Source organism: Gordonia sp. SID5947 (genome assembly GCF_009862785.1).
GTDB lineage: Bacteria > Actinomycetota > Actinomycetes > Mycobacteriales > Mycobacteriaceae > Gordonia.
The window spans coordinates 4,981,635-4,999,455 of sequence record NZ_WWHU01000001.1 but is presented as its reverse complement, the minus strand read 5'-3'; the positions used below and the strand labels follow the sequence as shown (position 1 = coordinate 4,999,455).

At 67.1% G+C, this 17,821-nt stretch carries 17 protein-coding genes; 7 read left to right on the top strand and 10 right to left on the bottom strand.

Features of this window, described 5'->3' with window-relative positions; genetic code table 11:
- Nucleotides 1–77 precede the first annotated feature (77 nt).
- Nucleotides 78–878, top strand: coding sequence for an alpha/beta fold hydrolase (locus GTV32_RS22645; protein ID WP_161062227.1), 801 nt, complete (start codon nt 78–80; stop codon nt 876–878).
- A 1-nt stretch (nt 879) separates the two neighbouring features.
- On the top strand, nt 880–1,185 hold the full coding sequence (locus GTV32_RS22640) for an MGMT family protein (RefSeq protein WP_161058434.1): 306 nt from the start codon (nt 880–882) through the stop codon (nt 1,183–1,185).
- Between the two features lie 62 nt (nt 1,186–1,247).
- Here the strand turns inward: GTV32_RS22640 and GTV32_RS22635 are convergent, their stop codons facing one another.
- From GTV32_RS22635 to GTV32_RS22610, 6 genes are all read right to left on the bottom strand, one after another.
- The gene (locus GTV32_RS22635) at nt 1,248–1,991 is read right to left on the bottom strand and encodes a sirohydrochlorin chelatase (RefSeq protein ID WP_161062226.1); all 744 of its coding nucleotides are present in this window, start codon (nt 1,989–1,991) and stop codon (nt 1,248–1,250) included.
- Entirely contained in the window at nt 1,988–3,169 is a 1,182-nt protein-coding gene (locus tag GTV32_RS22630; protein ID WP_161062225.1) for a uroporphyrinogen-III synthase, read from the bottom strand. The genes GTV32_RS22635 and GTV32_RS22630 overlap by 4 nt, the downstream gene beginning before the upstream one ends.
- A complete protein-coding gene (nirD, locus tag GTV32_RS22625; RefSeq protein ID WP_161058433.1) occupies nt 3,166–3,585 on the bottom strand; it encodes a nitrite reductase small subunit NirD in 420 nt (139 codons plus the stop codon). Before nirD ends, GTV32_RS22630 begins: the two co-directional genes overlap by 4 nt.
- A complete protein-coding gene (nirB, locus tag GTV32_RS22620) occupies nt 3,582–6,155 on the bottom strand; it encodes a nitrite reductase large subunit NirB (RefSeq protein ID WP_161062224.1) in 2,574 nt (857 codons plus the stop codon). The genes nirD and nirB overlap by 4 nt, the downstream gene beginning before the upstream one ends.
- A gap of 43 nt (nt 6,156–6,198) precedes the next feature.
- Entirely contained in the window at nt 6,199–7,674 is a 1,476-nt protein-coding gene (locus GTV32_RS22615; protein WP_161062223.1) for a nitrate/nitrite transporter, read from the bottom strand.
- Between the two features lie 180 nt (nt 7,675–7,854).
- Nucleotides 7,855–8,709 carry a TIGR02569 family protein gene (locus GTV32_RS22610; protein ID WP_161062222.1) on the bottom strand — a complete coding sequence of 285 codons (855 nt, stop codon included), beginning with the start codon at nt 8,707–8,709 and terminating at the stop codon, nt 7,855–7,857.
- A gap of 159 nt (nt 8,710–8,868) precedes the next feature.
- On the opposite strand from GTV32_RS22610, the gene GTV32_RS22605 reads away from it, so the two are divergent.
- On the top strand, nt 8,869–9,768 hold the full coding sequence (locus GTV32_RS22605) for an RNA polymerase sigma-70 factor (protein WP_343287420.1): 900 nt from the start codon (nt 8,869–8,871) through the stop codon (nt 9,766–9,768).
- Nucleotides 9,756–10,232 (top strand): SRPBCC family protein, encoded by a 477-nt coding sequence (locus tag GTV32_RS22600; RefSeq protein WP_161062220.1) that lies wholly within the window; start codon nt 9,756–9,758, stop codon nt 10,230–10,232. The genes GTV32_RS22605 and GTV32_RS22600 overlap by 13 nt, the downstream gene beginning before the upstream one ends.
- On the opposite strand, the gene moeZ is transcribed toward GTV32_RS22600, so the two are convergent.
- Together moeZ and GTV32_RS22590 are read right to left on the bottom strand one after the other, a co-directional pair.
- The gene (gene moeZ, locus GTV32_RS22595; protein WP_161062219.1) at nt 10,226–11,401 is read right to left on the bottom strand and encodes an adenylyltransferase/sulfurtransferase MoeZ; all 1,176 of its coding nucleotides are present in this window, start codon (nt 11,399–11,401) and stop codon (nt 10,226–10,228) included. The two genes, GTV32_RS22600 and moeZ, sit on opposite strands and share 7 nt — an antisense overlap.
- A 102-nt stretch (nt 11,402–11,503) precedes the next feature.
- Nucleotides 11,504–12,487 (bottom strand): DUF3152 domain-containing protein, encoded by a 984-nt coding sequence (locus GTV32_RS22590; protein WP_237421996.1) that lies wholly within the window; start codon nt 12,485–12,487, stop codon nt 11,504–11,506.
- A gap of 264 nt (nt 12,488–12,751) precedes the next feature.
- Here GTV32_RS22590 and GTV32_RS22585 point away from each other — a divergent pair, with 264 nt between their 5' ends.
- Nucleotides 12,752–13,396, top strand: a complete 645-nt coding sequence (locus GTV32_RS22585; protein WP_161062218.1) for a TetR/AcrR family transcriptional regulator — start codon at nt 12,752–12,754, stop codon at nt 13,394–13,396.
- A 70-nt stretch (nt 13,397–13,466) separates the two neighbouring features.
- Here the strand turns inward: GTV32_RS22585 and GTV32_RS22580 are convergent, their stop codons facing one another.
- Both GTV32_RS22580 and GTV32_RS22575 read right to left on the bottom strand, forming a co-directional pair.
- On the bottom strand, nt 13,467–13,700 hold the full coding sequence (locus tag GTV32_RS22580) for a DUF3107 domain-containing protein (RefSeq protein ID WP_161062217.1): 234 nt from the start codon (nt 13,698–13,700) through the stop codon (nt 13,467–13,469).
- Nucleotides 13,701–13,855: 155 nt separating this feature from the next.
- Nucleotides 13,856–14,557, bottom strand: coding sequence for a ferritin-like fold-containing protein (locus GTV32_RS22575; RefSeq protein ID WP_161062216.1), 702 nt, complete (start codon nt 14,555–14,557; stop codon nt 13,856–13,858).
- 304 nt (nt 14,558–14,861) lie between these two features.
- On the opposite strand from GTV32_RS22575, the gene GTV32_RS22570 reads away from it, so the two are divergent.
- Nucleotides 14,862–16,490 carry a DEAD/DEAH box helicase gene (locus tag GTV32_RS22570; protein ID WP_161062215.1) on the top strand — a complete coding sequence of 543 codons (1,629 nt, stop codon included), beginning with the start codon at nt 14,862–14,864 and terminating at the stop codon, nt 16,488–16,490.
- A gap of 41 nt (nt 16,491–16,531) precedes the next feature.
- The gene (locus tag GTV32_RS22565; RefSeq protein WP_161062214.1) at nt 16,532–17,815 is read left to right on the top strand and encodes a hypothetical protein; all 1,284 of its coding nucleotides are present in this window, start codon (nt 16,532–16,534) and stop codon (nt 17,813–17,815) included.
- The last annotated feature ends 6 nt before the right edge of the window (nt 17,816–17,821 follow it).

Genomic DNA, 17,821 nt, shown 5'->3' with positions numbered 1-17,821 from the left:
CGACAACGACAACGGTTCTGCCACGACCCCGCGATCCCCAGGCGACGGCCCACCAGAGATGCGGCAGGATGGCAGCCATGTCGTTGACCACCTACGTCTTCGGGCCGGAGGGGCCGGAAGCGCCGCATGTCCTTGCGATCCACGGACTGACCGGGCACGGGAAACGCTGGGAGTCGCTCGCCGCCGGTCACCTCGCCGACCTGCGTGTGATTGCTCCCGATCTCCTCGGACACGGACATTCCACCTGGGTGCCGCCATGGTCGTTCGAGGCACATGTGGCGTCACTGGTCGATGTGGTCGACCGGTACGTCGCGGTGGCCGCCCGCCCATTCGTGATCGTCGGGCACTCGTTCGGGGGCGCCATCGCGGTGCGTCTCGCCCGGCAGCTGGGCACCGACTCCGTCCGCGGACTGGTGTTGCTCGACCCGGCCCAGGGGCTCGACCCCGCCATGGCGCTCGAGGTCGCCACCGACAGCCTCGAGCACTGGGACTACACGGACGCGGTGGCGGCAAAGGCGGCAAAGCGCGCAGAAGGATGGTCCGACGTCCCGGAAGATCTGCTGGACAAGGAGATCGACGACCACCTCATCGACAACGCAGACCGACGGGTCGGCTGGCGTGTGTCCGCACCGGCGGCCGCGACGGCGTGGAGCGAGATGGCCCGCGACGCCGCCTTGCCGCCGGCCGGTGTGCCGACCACCATCGTCGTCGCAGATCGCGTCGATCCCCCGTTCGTCCGACCCGCCTTCCTCGAAGCCTGCACTTCGCAACGTCCCGACACGGTCGAGATCGTGCACGCCGATTGTGAACACATGGTGCCGTTCCTTGCTCCCGAGCTCACCGCGCGCACGATTCGGTCGATGTTCGATCGGGCCTGACGTGGCGTCGGTCACCGAGGACGAGGTCGAGCAGGTACGCGCCCTGGTGGCCGCGATCCCGGTCGGCCAGGTCACCACCTACGGCGACCTCGCCGCGGCCGTCGGCCTGTCCAGTCCGCGGATCGTCGGATGGATCATGCGGACCGATTCGGCCGATCTGCCATGGCATCGGGTGATCTCCGCGAGCGGAAGACCTGCCGCACATCTCGCCGGCCGACAACTCGAACGCCTACTCGGCGAGGGAGTTCCGGTGCGCGACGGAAAGGTTGTGCTGCGGGAGTGTCGGTGGGACGTCCCGGGCCGGTGAGGGTGGTCTCGAGACGCCAGGCGAGCCGGCTGTATCGAGATCCCACTGCGCGACAAGGACCTTCAGCGCACCGGCTGCCGACGGCGATACGGGCTGACCGCGGCCCGCATCCTGGTCACGATCAGATCGACGATACGACGGTCGGCGCCGAGTGGATCGGCGACGGCGTCAGCACCGTAGGTGTGCAACCGGTCGTGGAAGAGCCCGGGCGCCAGCAGATGCGTTGCGATCACCACGCGGCGACCGTTCCGCGAGGCACGCTCGAGCGCCTCCGGCACCGACGGCGACGAGGTGGTGATGAATCCGACCTCGACCCGCCCCCCGATGAGAGATTCCAGCTGACGGGCCGCGAGATGAACCTGACCACAAGCACTTTCGTCGGATGATCCGGCCGCAGCCAGCACCACGGCATCTCCCGGCCGCCAACCCGCCTCGATCAACCGGAGCCGCGCCACGGCAGCGATCCCAGGGTCCGGTCCAAGCGCCCGGGTGATCACCGTATCCGGCCGCCCCGCTGCCGCGACATGGTGCGGGATGTCCTTGCGTACGTGATATCCCGAGGCCAAGAAGGCGGGGACGAGCACTGCGGGACGATCGACGTCCGCGATCACCTCGGCGGGCGTCGGTCCGAGCACGTCGACAAAGGCGGTCCGGGTGGTGCCGATCCGCTCGCTCACAGCCTCGGCGATCTGAGCGATCACGTTGACTCCGAGAGGATTTCGGGTCCCATGCGCGACCAGAACCGGACTGATGTCGCGGAGTCGATCACCCTCAGGCAAGATCGGGTCACTGCTCCTGCGCGTCATTCGGGATCGTCCTCTCCGTCGTACTCCAGATCGACCGCGAGTCGATACCCCCGCTTCACCACCGTCTGGATCATCTTGGGGTCCCCCAACGCGTTTCGTAGCCGTGCGACGGCCACCTCGACGGCATGCGTGTCGCAGCTGTCACCGGGGAGGCCCGTCAGGAGTTCCTGGCGCGAGACGACCCGACCTGGAACCGTCGCAAGGGCCTTGAGCAGACTCAGGCTGGTGGCCGACAGATCGCGGAGTTCGCCGTCGACGACTACGGCCTGACCACGAATGGCGGTGTCGTGACCGTGGATCCGCAGATTGTGACTGCGTCGCGGAAGCTCTTCGGTGATCAGCCGCGCCAGCGCACCGAGGCGGAACCGCTTCGGATAGATGGTCGGGATCTGCAAGGCCTCGAGCGGTCCAGCCGTGACCGACCCCACACACATCACCGGTACGGCGGTGCGCATGGCATGGACGAACGGCGAGAGCTTTCCCAATTCCTTGGCGCGGGTGAGGATCGCGGCCGCCGCCGGCGCACTCGTGAACGTGATGGCGTCGAGGTCACCCCTTGTGACGGCGCCGACCATCCGGTCGATGCGATCGACGTCGGGATGCATGTTCCAGCGGTAGACGGGCACCGGCAGCACGTGGGCCCCGGCGGCCCGCAGCACCGCACAGAAATCCGGCAACGGTTCCCACTCGGTGGTCGCCCCGTGCAACTGCACCGCGATGCGCACCCCGTCGACGCCCTGCTCGAGCAGCCGGTCGAGTACCTCCGACGACGACTCGCTCTCCGGAGACCACTCCTCCCGCAGGCCGGCGGCGCGGATGGCACCCTTGGCCTTGGGTCCGCGGGCGATCAGGCGACTCTTCCCGAGCGCGTCGATCAGAGACTCCGCGCTTCCCCATCCGTCGGCCGCCTCCACCCAGCCCCGAAACCCGATGCCAGTGGTGGCGACCATGAGGTCGGGCGGGTCGACGATGATCTCCCTCGTCACCCGCTCGAGCTCTGTGTCGTCGGTCAGCGGCAGGATCCGGATCGTCGGTGCTGCCATGATCTCGGCTCCCCGACGAGTCAACAGTGCCGCGAACTCATCTGCCCGGCGTGCAGCGGTGATGCCGATGGTGAAACCGGCCAGCGGCAGGTTCTCCGTGTCGTCAGGGGATGCGGTGTTCTTGTTTGTGCTCATCGGCGCGGAAAGAACACCTCGACCATGTCGTCGACGATGTGTACCGCATAACTCGCCACCGACGTCGTCTCGTCGTCGATGCACAGCCCGGTGCGCAACGAGAACACCTGCTTGCCCAGGGGACTCGCGACGGTCGGCTCACCCGAACGGTCACCGGTCACCCCGCGCGAGAGCACCGCGGCGTGGGAGAACGGATCGATGTTGCCGATCGCATACAGCCGCGTGCGGCCGACGACCGCCTCCCGATCGGTCTCCACCGCGGGCACGCGGAACAGTGCGGCCTGTTCGAAACCCGGGCCGAGGACCCCGACACCCCGGCCGATCGCCAGATCGGCCACTGCACAGGCCCGCACCCATTGCCCGGGCACCGCGTCGGGATGGGTCCCGGGTTCGGCGGGTTCATGAGCGAGGATCACGTCGGCACTCCTTCACGTTCGGGTTCGGTCACGTCATTGACCGCGAGTTGCAGTCCGGTCGCACGTGGCGGCATCGCAGGCATGTCGAGCAGCACCGGCACCTTCCGATCGGCGTCGGCGAAGCGGATCGTCGGGTCGACCACGTCGGGCGCGTTCACGAACGAGACGAAGCGCTTCAGTTTCTCCTCGTCGTCGAGTACTGCGGCCCATTCATCGCGGTACCCGGCGACGTGTGCTTCCATCGCCGCCTCCAGCTCGGTGGCCAGTCCAAGGCTGTCATCACAGACCACCGCACGCAGATGATCGAGACCGCCCTCCAACGACTCCAGCCACGGCGCGGTGCGCTGCAGCCGGTCGGCAGTACGGACATAGAACATAAGGTACCGATCAATGTATGCGACCAGGGTCTGGTCATCCACTCCACTGGCCAGGAGTTGCGCGTGCTTCGGGCTCTGGCCGCCGTTGCCGGCGACATAGAGATTCCACCCGTTCTCGGTGGCGATCACGCCCACATCCTTGCCGCGCGCCTCGGCACACTCGCGTGCGCAGCCCGACACCCCGAACTTCAGTTTGTGGGGCGACCGGAGTCCGCGGTAGCGATTCTCCAGGAACACGGCCATGCCGACGGAGTCCTGTACCCCGTACCGACACCAGGTGGACCCGACGCAGCTCTTCACGGTGCGCAGACTCTTCCCGTACGCCTGCCCCGATTCCATCCCTACGTCGACGAGCCTGCGCCAGATCTCCGGCAACTGATCGACCCGCGCCCCGAACAGGTCGATCCGCTGACCACCGGTGATCTTGGTGTACAGACCGAAGTCGCGGGCGATCTCACCGATCACGATGAGCTGTTCGGGGGTGACCTCCCCACCCGGCATCCGCGGCACCACCGAGTACGACCCGTTCTTCTGCATGTTCGCGAGGAAGTGGTCGTTGGTGTCCTGCAGAGCGGCCTGCTCCCCGTCGAGAATGTGATCGCTGGACGTGGACGCCAGGATCGAGGCGACCGTCGGCTTGCAGATCTCGCATCCCTGACCCGTCCCGTACCGCTCGACCAGTTCGGAGAACGTACGGATTCCGGTGACGGAGACGATCTCGAACAACTCGCTGCGCGACTGCCCGAAATGCTCACACAGCGCCTTGGACAGCTCGACACCCGATGCGGCGAGCAGCGACTTCACGCTCGGCAGACACCCACCGCAGGTGGTCCCGGCGCACGTCGCCTTCTTGATGTCGGCTATCTCACATGCGCCCGCCGCGATCGCCGAGCAGATCGATCCCTTGGAAACCCCATTACACGAACAGATCTCGGCATCGTCGGGCAGCGCGTCGATACCGACCCCGGGCCCGGCGGCAGGAGCGATCAGGGCGGCCGGGTCTCCTGGGATCTCGCGACCCACCATCGGCTTGAGCATCGCATACGCCGACGCATCGCCGACCAGGATGCCGCCGAGGAGCGTGGTGGCGTCGTCGGATACGACCACCTTCGCGTACCTGCCTGCCACCGCATCGTGATAGACGATCTCGAGAGCGTTCTCGGTGGTGGCCATGGCGTCACCGAAGCTGGCGACGTCAACGCCGAGGAGCTTGAGCTTGGTGGACATGTCGGCACCCGGGAAGGTGCTGCGCGTGCCGAGCAATTGGTCGGCGACCACCTCGGCGGTGCTGTACCCCGGCGCGACCAACCCGTAACACCGACCCTCCACCGCGGCCACCTCGCCGATCGCGTAGACGTCGGGGTCGTCGGTTCGACAGTTCGTGTCCACCAGTACGCCGCCCCGCTCACCGACGGCCAGGCCCGCGTCGCGGGCGAGTTGATCGCGCGGCCGGACCCCCGCCGAGAAGACGACCAGCGCCGCCTCGATCTCGCTGTCGTCACTGAGCGTGACGGTCACACCGCCCGACGCGCTGTCGGAGATGTCGGCGGTGCCGACCCCGGTGTGCACGGTCAGACCCAGATCGGTGACCAGGTTCTCGAGCACGGCACCACCGCCGGCATCGACCTGCATCGGCATCAGTCTCGGCGCGAACTCGACCACGTGGGGTGTCATCCCCATCAATTTCAGTGCGTTGGCGGCCTCGAGGCCCAGCAGGCCGCCACCCACCACCACGCCCGGCGCACCGGGGCCGGCCGCCTCGGCGGCATCCCGGATGGCGTCGAGGTCGTCGAGCGTGCGGTAGACGAAGCACTTCTCGTGGTCGTGACCGGGCACCGGCGGCACGAACGCATAGGAACCGGTCGCCAGAACCAGTGCGTCGTAGTCGATCTCGCGACCGCTCGAGGTGACCACCCGACGACCCGAGCGATCGACGTCGGTGACCGCCTCGCCGAGATGGGTGACGACCAGATCGTCGTCGTCGTATGCGTTCCCCTCCAGCGCCAGCGAATCACGCTGCCACGAGCCCACATACGAGGACAACCCGACACGGTCGTAGGCCGGATCCTGCTCTTCGCAGACCACCTCGACACGCCACGTGCCCTCGGCGTCGCGGTCACGCAGCGTCTGCACGAAGCGGTGACCGACCATGCCGTGGCCTACCACGACGACTGTCCTGGATTCGCTGGTCACTGGTAACTCCCTTGATGTTCGGCTTCGAGAACCCGACTCGCGGTCAGGCCATCGCCTTGTCGGTGGACCCGGGGTCCGTGGTCGATTGGTGGGACGTGCCGCCGGGTTCTGCCACCTGCAGATCGGTGGTGACGCCGGCGACGATCGGGCGACGGGCGTAGAACCACCAGGTGATGAGACCGGCGACCACGTAGAAGCCCATGAAGATCCAGAAGGCCACGGTCGCCGACTGATTCGACTTGTAGCTCGCCCGCAGGACCAGGTTGATCCCGACGCCGCCCAGTCCGCCTGCGGCACCGGCGATCCCGATCAGCGCTCCCGACATGCCGCGTGACCATTTCGCCTTGCCGTTCGCGTTGAGGCTGGTGAGGTTCTGCGACTTGTGTTCCCAGATTGTCGGGATGATCTTGTACACCGAACCGTTCGCGACCCCGGAGATCAGGAACAGCAGGATGAATCCGACGATGAACGCCGCGAGCACTCCGCCGCTGATGACCTTGCCGTTCGCGTCCGCGACAGATCCGGCGACCACGAGAATCGCAGCCGAGAACGTCATCGCGACAAAGCTGTACATGGTCACCTTGCCGCCGCCGACCCGGTCGGCCAGCTTTCCGCCGTACGGCCGGGACAACGATCCGAGCAACGGGCCGATCCAGGCGATCTGCGCGGCGGCGAGAGCCGGCTTGGCGGCGCCCGCGGAGGTGAAGCTGATGTTGAGAACCTGACTGAACGCGAACCCGAATCCGATGAACGAACCGAACGTCCCGATGTAGAGGAAGCAGATCAGCCAGGTGTCGCGGTGCTTGAGGCAGTCCAGCATTGCGCGGCCACTCGACGTCTGGTGATCGAGATTGTCCATGTAGATCGCCGCGCCGACACCGGCGAATGCCAGTGCCACAAGGTAGACGGCGCAGACCATCTCGGGCTGATCAGAGGCGAGCCAGATCACCAGCAGGCCGACCAGCTGGATGACGGGGACACCGATGTTGCCGCCACCCGCGTTGAGACCGAGGGCCCACCCTTTGAGCCGCTGAGGATAGAAGGCGTTGATGTTGGTCATCGACGAGGCGAAGTTGCCGCCACCGAAGCCGGTCAGTGCCGCGACGGCAAGGAACCAGCCGTACCCGAACTCGCCGGGGTTCATCATCAGCATCATCGTGAGACCGGTGGGGACGAGTAGCACGATCGCACTGAAGATCGCCCAGTTGCGACCACCGAAGCGAGCAGTGGCCTGGGTATAGGGAATTCGCAGGCACGAACCCACGAAAGTGGCCGTCGCAGCGATCACGAACTTCTGATCGAGGCTGATGCCGTACTCCGGGCCCATGAAGAGGGCCATCACCGAGAACAGCGACCAGATCGAGAAGCCGACGTGTTCGCAGATCACCGACCAGACCAGGTTGCGCTTGGCGACCGCCGCGTTGCCGCCGTCCCAGGCCTCTCGGTCCTCGGGGTCCCAGTCGGTGATCGTGTGATCGCGTGTCAGCGCGCTCCGCAACGCGGAGACGGATACAGGCATGGGCCATCCAATCGTGTGAGCTGGTGGTTGGCCGACGACATTGTCGGACGATTGGATCCCAAGTTAGAGAGCCCGTGTTGCCGGGACTTTCCCTCGCGTGACCGAAGAGTCACGTTGTGCTCACTTTGTGGCGCGTGTGCTGTGAGACGCTCCGCAGAGCCCCTACCTGCGAAGATCCACCTAGAGCAGCAGTCGGACGAGGTCGACGACACGCTGCAGACCGGGGAGGGCGCCTGCGGTCGCCCGCGGATGTAACGCGTGCACGGCCAGTCGGAACATGGTCGCGCGGAGCATCATCTGCGGCCATTCGGGCTGATCTGCCCAGCGATGCACCAGATCGTCGTCTGCGCCGCCCCACGCGAGCGAGTCGACGACGACGACTGCGGCGGCCCACGGAGCCGGGCGCCAGTACGGGACGATGTCGGTGATGCCCGGGGCGGCGGCACCGGCGAACAGCACCGTGCCGAAGAGGTCGCCGTGCACCACCTGCGATTGCAGATCGACATTCTTGCGAAGCGTGGCAAGAGTTTTCAACATCTGGACGCTCGCCACACCGTCTTCGGACGTCGGCTCGCCCATGGCGGCAGCACGAGCGGTGCGCAACGGGACGTCCTCCCAGGCCGCGCGGTCGGCGGCGGTGAACACGTCGACGTCGGTGTGCGGTGGCGCCGGGGATTGCAGCAGGAACCGCGGCCGCTCGAGTTCGGCCGTTGCCGCGTGCAGTCGGTCGGCGACCAGGACCACCTCGTCATGGCGCGGCTCGGGCACCCCGGCGATATAGGTGTCCGCACGCCATCCCGACACCACGTAGCGGCCGTCGGTGGCGCGGAAGGGGCGCGCCACCCGCAGCCCCTCGACGTAGAGCGACTCCCGGACCGATGCCGACCAGGCCGCACGCGCGTGATCCGGGACCAGCGACAACACGACCTCGCCCACACGCCATCCGCCGATCCAGGAATCACCCATGGGGATCGGCGGGTGGGCGGTCAGCCCGAACGTGTTGAGCACATGTTCGGGTGGCTCGAGGGTCTTCACATCTGCAGAGATTACCGATGGAACCAGGGAGAACGCGGGAGCGACGCACGTCGTCGACGCCCCGGTCTCGACTGCCGGATCAAGGGCCACGAGTCAAATGTGATGCACACCACACACCGGATCTGTCACAACCCCGTCACCTGCGGTGTCATTGGTGTTGTGACAGAGGCCGACGACGTGTTCACCGACCTGCGACCACTGCTGTTCGCCGTGGCCTACGACCTGCTCGGCTCGTCGACCGATGCCGACGACGTCCTGCAGGACTGCTATCTGCGGTGGCGGACCCGTCCCGCGACCGAGATCGAGGATCCGCGCGCGTATCTGGTCAGCGCCGTGAGCCGAACGGCCTTGAACCACCTCAGGGCCGCGCGGCGTCGCCGCGAGAGCTATGTCGGCAACTGGCTGCCCGAACCCATCCGCACCGACGAAGACGCGAGCCGCGACACCATCCTCGCCGAATCGATATCGTTCGCGATGCTCCTCGTCCTCGAAACCCTGTCGCCGGTGGAGCGGGTGGTGTTCGTGCTGCACGAGGTGTTCGACTATCCGCACGCCGACATTGCGGCGATGGTCGAGAAGTCCGAACCCGCCGTCCGGCAGATCGCGCATCGGGCACGCGAACACGTCCGTGCGCGGCGCCCCCGGTTCGAGGTCGACCACGACAGACGAGACCTCGTGGCGGACTTCCTGCACGCGGCGCACACAGGTGACGTCGGAGCACTCCTGTCGCTGCTCGACCCGGACGTGGTCCAGATCTCCGACGGTGGCGGACAGGTCGCCGCGTCGCGTCATCCGATCGTCGGTGCCGAGAGAGTCGCCAGATTCTCGATGGGCCTCGCCCGGACCTCGATGGCAGACGCCCGGGTGCGGATCGACAGCTTCAACGGCGCCCCGGCGGCGGTTTTCAGCCTCGACGACACCGTCGACTCGGTGGCCGTCTTCGAGATCGCCGGACACCGGATCACGCACTTCTACGCGATCCGCAACCCCGACAAACTCACGACCGTCGACCGGCGCCGCCGGCTGACCCGACAGAGGAGCACATCATGGAGACAGTGACCGCCGAGCGCACCATCGATGCACCCGTGCCGATGGTCTTCGACTGGATGAGCAACGCCCACAACTACACTCGCGCGCGCTGGGTCGTCACCGAACGACTGGTGACGCCCGGCGTCGAGGCGCCGTACGGCACCGGCGCGGTCCGGGTGCTGTGGTGGACGGTGGGTCGGTTCGCCGAGCGCATCACGAGCTACCGCCCGCCGCACTCGTTCGACTATGACGTGTACCGCAGCTTCCCCCCGTCGCGCCACGAGTTCGGGAGGGTTTCGTGCCGTGACGTCGACGGCGCCACCCACATCACCTGGACCACCACCTTCGAGTTGGCGATCCCCGTGATCGGTGCCGCGATGACACGTCTCGTCGCCCGTCCGATCATGCGACGTGCCTTCGAGCGCATACTCGACTCCGCCGTCGACGACCTTCGATCCGCGGCCGCCGACGACTCGTCAGCCCAGCGTCAGTAGACCGGCAGCGTCTTGTCGACCTGACTCGCCCACGCCGTCACGCCACCCTGCAGGTGGGTCGCGTCGGCGAACCCGGCACGTTTCAGTGCGGCCAGTGCCTCGGCGGACCGGATGCCGGTCTTGCAGTACAGCACTGTCGGGCGGTCCTGCGGCACCTTCGCCAGCCCGGCGCCCGAAAGGATCTCGTCCTTCGGGATCAGCGTCGCACCATCGATGTGGACGATGTCCCATTCGACGGGCTCCCGGACGTCGATCAAGGCGAGCTTGTCACCCTGATCGATCTTGTCCTTGAGTTCGGCGGGGGTGAGCGTGGAACCCGCCGCGGCGTCGGCCGCGTCGGTGGACACCACGCCACAGAAGTCGTCGTAGTCGATCAGCTCGGACACTCGCGCACCCTCCGGATCCTTACGGATCTTGATCGTGCGATAGGTCATGTCGAGGGCGTCATAGACCATCAGCCGGCCCAGCAGCGGTTCGCCGATGCCACAGATCAGCTTGATCGCCTCGGTGCCCATGATCGACCCGATCGAGGCGCACAGGATGCCCAGCACCCCGCCCTCGGCGCACGACGGCACCATGCCGGGCGGCGGCGCCTGCGGGTACAGGTCGCGATAGTTGAGGCCGCGACCATCCGGCGCGTCCTCCCAGAACACCGACGCCTGGCCTTCGAACCGGTAGATCGAACCCCACACGTACGGTTTGTGCGCGAGCACCGCTGCGTCGTTGACCAGATAGCGGGTCGCAAAGTTGTCGGTGCCGTCGAGGATCAGGTCGTACTGCGAGAACAACTCGATCGCGCCCTCTGGCTCGAGTCGCTCGTCGTGGATGTGCACCGTGACGTAGGGATTGATCTCGGCGATCGAGTCGCGGGCGCTCTCCGCCTTGGGACGGCCGATGTCCGACTGGCCGTGGATGACCTGGCGCTGCAGATTCGACTCGTCGACGACATCGAATTCGACGATCCCGATCGTCCCCACACCGGCCGCGGCCAGATAGAGCAGGGTCGGAGATCCGAGGCCGCCGGCCCCGATCACCAATACTCTGGCGTTCTTCAACCGCTTCTGCCCGTCCATCCCGACGTCGGGGATGATCAGGTGCCGGCTGTAGCGCGCCACCTCTTCGTTCGACAGTTCCGCTGCGGGTTCGACCAGCGGGGGCAAGGACGACACGGGCGCCTCCAGTACATCTGACTCAAAGTGGACTGTCGTACTCAACGGTCTGGACCCCGTGCTCATTCCGCCGCGCACGCCGGCGTGCCGCGGCCGCGGCGCTCACTTGTTGGGGAACGGCCAGGGATTCGGTTTGCAGACGAGGCTGCGATCAGCCTGCATCTGCGGGTCGAGCGCCATGATCTGGCTGTTGGCGACCCCGAACGACTGTTGCATCATGACCGGGGCGAGCGCCCCGTTCTCCTTGCACGGCTCGTGGGACTCGTAACCGATCCCGTGGCCGGTCTCATGGTTGACCAGGTACTGCCGGTACAACAGATCGTCGCCCTCATATGACAGAGCGCCGCGCACCCACCGCGCCTCGTTGAGCGTGACCCGCTTCTCCGGCGGATAGAAGCAGGACGTCTCGAGCTGGATCTGGTATCCACAGAGTTCGCGTGCGGTCGCCGGTGAGGCCAACGTGATCCGCAGATCGGGGTCGCCGCCCGTGATCCGGCGGAAGGACACCTTTCCGTCGCCGATCCAGCTGCGCTGATTCGCCAGTGTGGAGTCGACCATCTTCGCGAACGAACGATCGCCGCCGAAGTCCTGCGAGTTGACGCCGTTCTCCACCTCGACGCTGTACGTATAGACCTGCGGCCCGGTACCGACCTGCTTTCCCGCGCCGGGGACCACGTGATACGACTCTCGGCCCTTCTGCGTGTACGGGCCCCCGGCAGGCAGGGTGCCCGCAGGCAACGACGCGGCCTGGATGGTCCCGGTGGGCGCGCCGATCGGCTTGGTCTCCTTGCTGACGTCGGTGTTGCGTGAGGCCGAATCGGGATTGACGTCGGCAGCAGGCATCACCGCGGAGTCGTTCCCGTCGCGAACGGTCACCACGATCAGCACGATCGTCAAGACGATGAGCAGTGGGATCGCGTACGCCCGCCAGCCGTAGGTCGCCACGAACCGCCCGAGTGCACTCTGCTTCTTCCGGTCCGGCTGCGCGTCGCGGTCGACTCGAACACGCCCACTGTCGTCGGTGGGGTCCCAGCGCGCCCGCAAGGGCTGGTCAGGTCTCGGGCGCGTCCGAGGACCCGCCTCCATCGTCGACGGTCCGCCGGTCGACGGTCCGCCCGACGACGCACCGTCCCGCCTGGGTGCTCCCGACCCCATGTCCCTGCCACGTGCTCGCGTGCCGCCGGCCCCGGCGTCGGGTGCGCCCGCACCTGCGCTCCCGGAGTTCGGCCCGCCTCCTGGGTGACTCACAGGGTCAACTTTCTCACAGGTCAGCGTGGATCTGGGGAACCGAGGGCCGACTTCGGTCTGTGCGAATCGGTTCCGTCGTAGGCCCCCGAGTACGCTCAACGCATGTCGACCACCACGAACTCTGCGCACAGCGCGGGGCGGAGCACGCGTTTGCCACGCAGTGCACGTCGGATGCAGCTACTCGACGCCGCCAGCGAGATCTTTGTGGAGCGTGGCTACCACTCAGCCGGCATGGATGAGATCGCGGTACACGCCGGGGTCAGCAAACCTGTTCTCTACCAACATTTTCCGTCCAAACTGGATCTGTACATCGCGGTGGTGGACTCGCATGCGGAGAAATTGGTCAGCGACGTGAATCGGGCATTGCTGACCACCACCGACAACAAGCAGCGCGTGCAGGCGGCCGTACAGGCCTTTTTCGACTTCATCGACCAGGACAATTCCGGATACCGACTGATCTTCTCGTCGGACGCGATGGACCCCGCGGTGATCCGCCGGGTGGAGGGCGCCACCGAGGCCTGCGTGGACGCCGTCTACGGGCTGGTCATGCACGACTCCGGGCTCGACCCGTATCGATCGCGGATGCTGGCCGCCGGTCTGGTCGGCGCGAGCCAGGTCAACGCGCGCTACTGGCTCGAGGCCAAGCGCCCGGTCGACAAGCAGGCAGCCGTCGACACGACCGTGGCATTGCTCTGGGGCGGGCTGTCACACGTGCCGATGCACGAATCGGCCGACGACGAATCCTGACCGACCGGCGGCTGTCGGGCACACGGGGCGCTGTGCCCGGTCCCGACAGCAACCGATCGCAGGAGCCGGATCAGGTGGCTCCGAAGCCGACCCGCCGGTTTTCCGAGCTGCCCACCTCGACGTAAGCGATCTTCGCGACCGGCACCAACAAGCGTGCGCCCTTGTCGTCGACGAGAGCGAGCAGCTGCTGGCCGCCCGACAGCGCAGCCTCGACTTCGGCGTACGCCTTGTCACTGGTGAGCGTGGTCTGAATGGACAGCTCACGTGAACTGTCGGTGATACCGATCTTCACTTCGACGGCCATGGCCACCCTTCTTCTCCTCTGACGGCGCCCACGCCGACGAGCCGACACCGGTGGTGCCGACGCCGACGGCGCACGACGACTCTGTGCCGCACCAGGCTAGTTCAGCGTGCGACGGCCCCGACAGCGGCTCCGCTCACAGCGCAAACCGCGCGACGTCACCCCAGACCGAGGTCGTTCATCCGCTTCCCGTGTTCGTCGGCGATCGCATCGAAGAAGGTGGCCACCCCGTGCAGGGAGCCAGCCCCCGCGAACAGGAGGTCGGTGACCTCCTCCTCGGCCGCGAGAACCCACTGAGCATGCGTGACCGCCTCCCCGAGCAGCCGGCGACCCCAGAGGGTGAGGGGTGCTTTGAGCGCCGGATCCGCGGCCACGGCCTCGGCCACCTGGTCCCGGGCGAAGCGGGAGTTGGCGGTCTCGGCCATCACCTCGCCGACGATCGTCTGGGCGGCGACGGGCAGCACCCCCGCGGCCTGGGTGTAGAAGTCGGCGGCGAGCCCGTCACCGACGTAAGCCTTGACCAGCGCCTCGTACCAGGTCTTGGGGGTGGTGACCTGGTGGTACTGATCGAAGATCCCGCGATACCGTTCGACGGCCTCGGTCGGGTCGATGCCGCGGGCCGCCACCTGCGCGGCGAGCGTGTCGAAATGTCCGATCTCCGACGCCGCCATCCGGGCGATCGCGATCCGGCTGTGCACGTCTGGCGCCATCCGCGATTCGTCGATCAACCGGTAAAAAGCGGCGTACTCACCAGCGAGGAGTACTGCGAACAGCTTCGCGATCGCACCGCCGTCGTCGTCAATCGTTGGACCTGCGGAGGGCTGGGGCGTGACTCCGGATGGGGGCGGCGCAGTCGACATGGTGGAGATGGTAGGCGGGCCGTGGCGTTCACCAAGTACACTTGACAACGGTGCACTGACGCGACCATGACGATCCGGTGTCAGCGCGACAGGCTCACGGCCGGTCGACCGACCCGGATCGCACGCGCAGGCACCGGACAATGTGCGCGCACTCATCGTCGGGCGATGCAGCCCGGCCTGGCCACCACACAGTCACCGACCACGGTTTGCCCGGTCCACCCGGACCCCTTTCTCCGCAAGCCGCTCGATCCCACTGTGGTGCCTTTCGTGCGTGCGGGAAATGCAGAAAGGCATACAACCTCACATGAGCGATCCCATCGCGACACAGACGAACGACACCGCGCCGGCAAGTGGCGCGGACGACGACGTGAAGACCACCATCGTCGACGAGACCCACACCTCCCCCACCTTCGCCGAACTCGGCGTCGACGAACGGATCGTCTCGGCGCTGGCCGACGACGGCAAGACCCACACCTTCGCCATCCAGGAGCTGACCCTGCCGCTCGCGCTGTCCGGCGACGACCTGATCGGTCAGGCGCGCACGGGCATGGGCAAGACCTTCGGCTTCGGCGTCCCGTTGCTCCACCGCCTCGCACATGCCGAGGAGTCGGGCCTGCGCGCCCTCGACAACACGCCTCGGGCGCTCATCATCGTCCCCACCCGCGAGCTGTGCCTACAGGTCACCGGCGACCTCGAGGTCGCCGCACCCAAACTCGACGTCACCCTGGCCGACGGGACCAGCCGGCCACTGAAGATCACCTCGATCTACGGCGGCCGGCCGTACGAGTCGCAGATCGCCGACCTGCAGTCGGGGGTCGACGTGGTGGTCGGAACCCCGGGGCGGCTGCTCGATCTCGCTCAACAGGGTCACCTGATCCTCGGTAAGGTCTCGGTACTCGTCCTCGACGAGGCCGACGAGATGCTCGATCTCGGCTTTCTCCCGGACATCGAACGGATCATGTCGGCGCTGCCCACGCCGCGACAGACGATGCTCTTCTCGGCGACCATGCCGGGCCCGATCGTCACCCTGGCACGGACGTTCTTGCATCGTCCGACGCACATCCGTGCCGAACATGCGAACGATTCGGCGATTCACGAACGCACCACCCAATACGTCTACCGTGCCCACGCACTGGACAAGGCCGAGCTCGTCGCCCGCATCCTGCAGGCCGAAGGCCGCGGCGCCACAATGATTTTCACGCGAACCAAGCGGACCGCCCAGAAGGTCGCCGACGACCTCGGCGAGCGGGGGTTCTCCGTCGGCGCCGTCCACGGTGATCTCGGCCAGGTGGCGCGGGAGAAGGCGCTCAAACGATTCCGCAACGGCGACATCGACGTCCTGGTCGCCACCGACGTCGCGGCCCGCGGCATCGACATCGACGATGTCACCCACGTCATCAACTACCAGTGCCCCGAAGACGACAAGACCTATGTCCACCGCATCGGGCGCACCGGCCGCGCGGGCCGTACCGGCATCGCGATCACCTTCGTCGACTGGGACGAGATCCATCGCTGGGAATTGATCAACTCCGCTCTCGGGCTCGACATGGCCGACCCTGTGGAGACCTATTCCACTTCCGAGCATCTGCGGTCCGAGCTCGGCATCCCCGACTCGGCCACCGGACGGATCGCGGCGCCGAAGGGAAGTTCGGACAGCGAGACGAAGTCCGAGCGGCGCCCGAGGTCGGAGCGACCCAAGTCGAACCGGACACGCCGGCGCACCCGCGGCGGCCGTCCCGCGACTGCCGACGGCTCATCGACTTCCGACAAGACCGCGAGCACGACATCCGACAAGGCGCCTGCCGACGGTTCCTCGGACGAGGCAGGCGACAAGCCGCGTCGACGTCGTCGTCGTCGGGGCGGCGCCAAGCGCGGCGACGCGGCGAACGCACCGCACACCGAGGAGAGCCCGGCCGCCTCCGCTGCCGAGTGACCTCTACTCAGTAACTTCCCAGCGCGGCGACCGGAGGGTGCGTGGTACGAATCCGACCTGAGCGACGAACGCCGGTCGACCTCGTCGTCAGTGCTGCCATCGTGGTGATCCTGCTCGTCGTGGGGCTGGTGGTGTGGGTCAACAGCACGGCTCGCCACACCGACAGCGCTCAGGCTGCGGTCACCGCGCCGGCGGTCACCGCAGCGACCGCCGTGCCGGCTCGTCTCACACCGCTCTGGCACGCACGGTCACCGGTCACCAGCACCCCCGCGATCGCACGCTCGCTGGTGATCACCGCGGATGGCGGCTCGGTGGTCGGACGCGATCCCACCACCGGCCACGAGGTCTGGCACTATCGTCGCGATCTCGGCCTCTGCGCGGTGCTCGCGGCCTGGCCGTCGAGCAACAACGAGGTGCTGGCCGCCTATCGGAACTCCCGCGGATGCGGCGAGGTCACCGCGCTCGACGGCTCGTCGGGACAGCGCGAAGGCAGCCGCAGCTCGGACGCCGACGACCGCATAAACCTGGCGTCGGACTCCGGTTACGTTGTGTCCCAAGGTCCTACACGGCTCGAGACCTGGGGATCCAATCTGGTCCGCGGCATCGAGTACGGGCGCGTCGACGCTCCGGTCAAACCGGGTGTGCAGCCTGGCCGGACCGGATGCCGGCTCATGTCGTCGACGATCGGCGGCGACCGTGTCGCGATCGTCGAACATTGCGGAAACGAACCCGGGTATCGGCTGACCGTCCTCGGAGCGGTGTTGAACAAGGACGAAGAGGTTCAGCAGTACGGGTCGTCGTTGATCACCGACGGCACGTCCGGGCCGCCGCCGGTGGCGATCGCCATGAGCAGCTCCGGGATCGCGGTCTACGACGGCGGCGGGAATCGTCCGGCCCCGGCGTCGAACGACGCCCCGGCGGAAGCCCCAGCCCCCTCGGTCCGCCAGTTCACCACCGACGGCGTACCCACCGTGGTGAACACGGTTGCCGGTGCACCGGCGCCTCCCGACGGCGCCGTTCCGGTCACCAACGGCGGCCTCACGTCCTATTTCACCGGCGGCACGACCGTCGTGCTCAACGCGCAGAACGTCCATCCGATCTATCAGGTGCCGGGGGCCATCGGGTCCGGCGACGTGATGGCCGATCGGCTATTGCTCCCGACCGCGACGGGAATCAGCGTGCGCGACGCCGCCACCGGCCGGGAAGTGCGATCGATCCCTGTACAGCGTGACGGGTACACCGGCGGCCCGATCAGCCTACGGGTGCTCGGTACCACGGTGATCGAACAGTGGGGATCGACCGTCCAGGCCTACGGACCAGCGTAGCGTCGG

Coding starts and splice junctions, on each gene's coding strand:
- GTV32_RS22645 (WP_161062227.1), top strand. CDS start 78: ATGTCGTTGACCACCTACGTCTTCGGGCCGGAGGGGCCGGAAGCGCCG.
- GTV32_RS22635 (WP_161062226.1), bottom strand. CDS start 1,991: ATGACGCGCAGGAGCAGTGACCCGATCTTGCCTGAGGGTGATCGACTC.
- GTV32_RS22630 (WP_161062225.1), bottom strand. CDS start 3,169: ATGAGCACAAACAAGAACACCGCATCCCCTGACGACACGGAGAACCTG.
- GTV32_RS22615 (WP_161062223.1), bottom strand. CDS start 7,674: ATGCCTGTATCCGTCTCCGCGTTGCGGAGCGCGCTGACACGCGATCAC.
- GTV32_RS22600 (WP_161062220.1), top strand. CDS start 9,756: ATGGAGACAGTGACCGCCGAGCGCACCATCGATGCACCCGTGCCGATG.
- GTV32_RS22590 (WP_237421996.1), bottom strand. CDS start 12,487: ATGGAGGCGGGTCCTCGGACGCGCCCGAGACCTGACCAGCCCTTGCGG.
- GTV32_RS22585 (WP_161062218.1), top strand. CDS start 12,752: ATGTCGACCACCACGAACTCTGCGCACAGCGCGGGGCGGAGCACGCGT.
- GTV32_RS22580 (WP_161062217.1), bottom strand. CDS start 13,700: ATGGCCGTCGAAGTGAAGATCGGTATCACCGACAGTTCACGTGAGCTG.
- GTV32_RS22575 (WP_161062216.1), bottom strand. CDS start 14,557: ATGTCGACTGCGCCGCCCCCATCCGGAGTCACGCCCCAGCCCTCCGCA.
- GTV32_RS22570 (WP_161062215.1), top strand. CDS start 14,862: ATGAGCGATCCCATCGCGACACAGACGAACGACACCGCGCCGGCAAGT.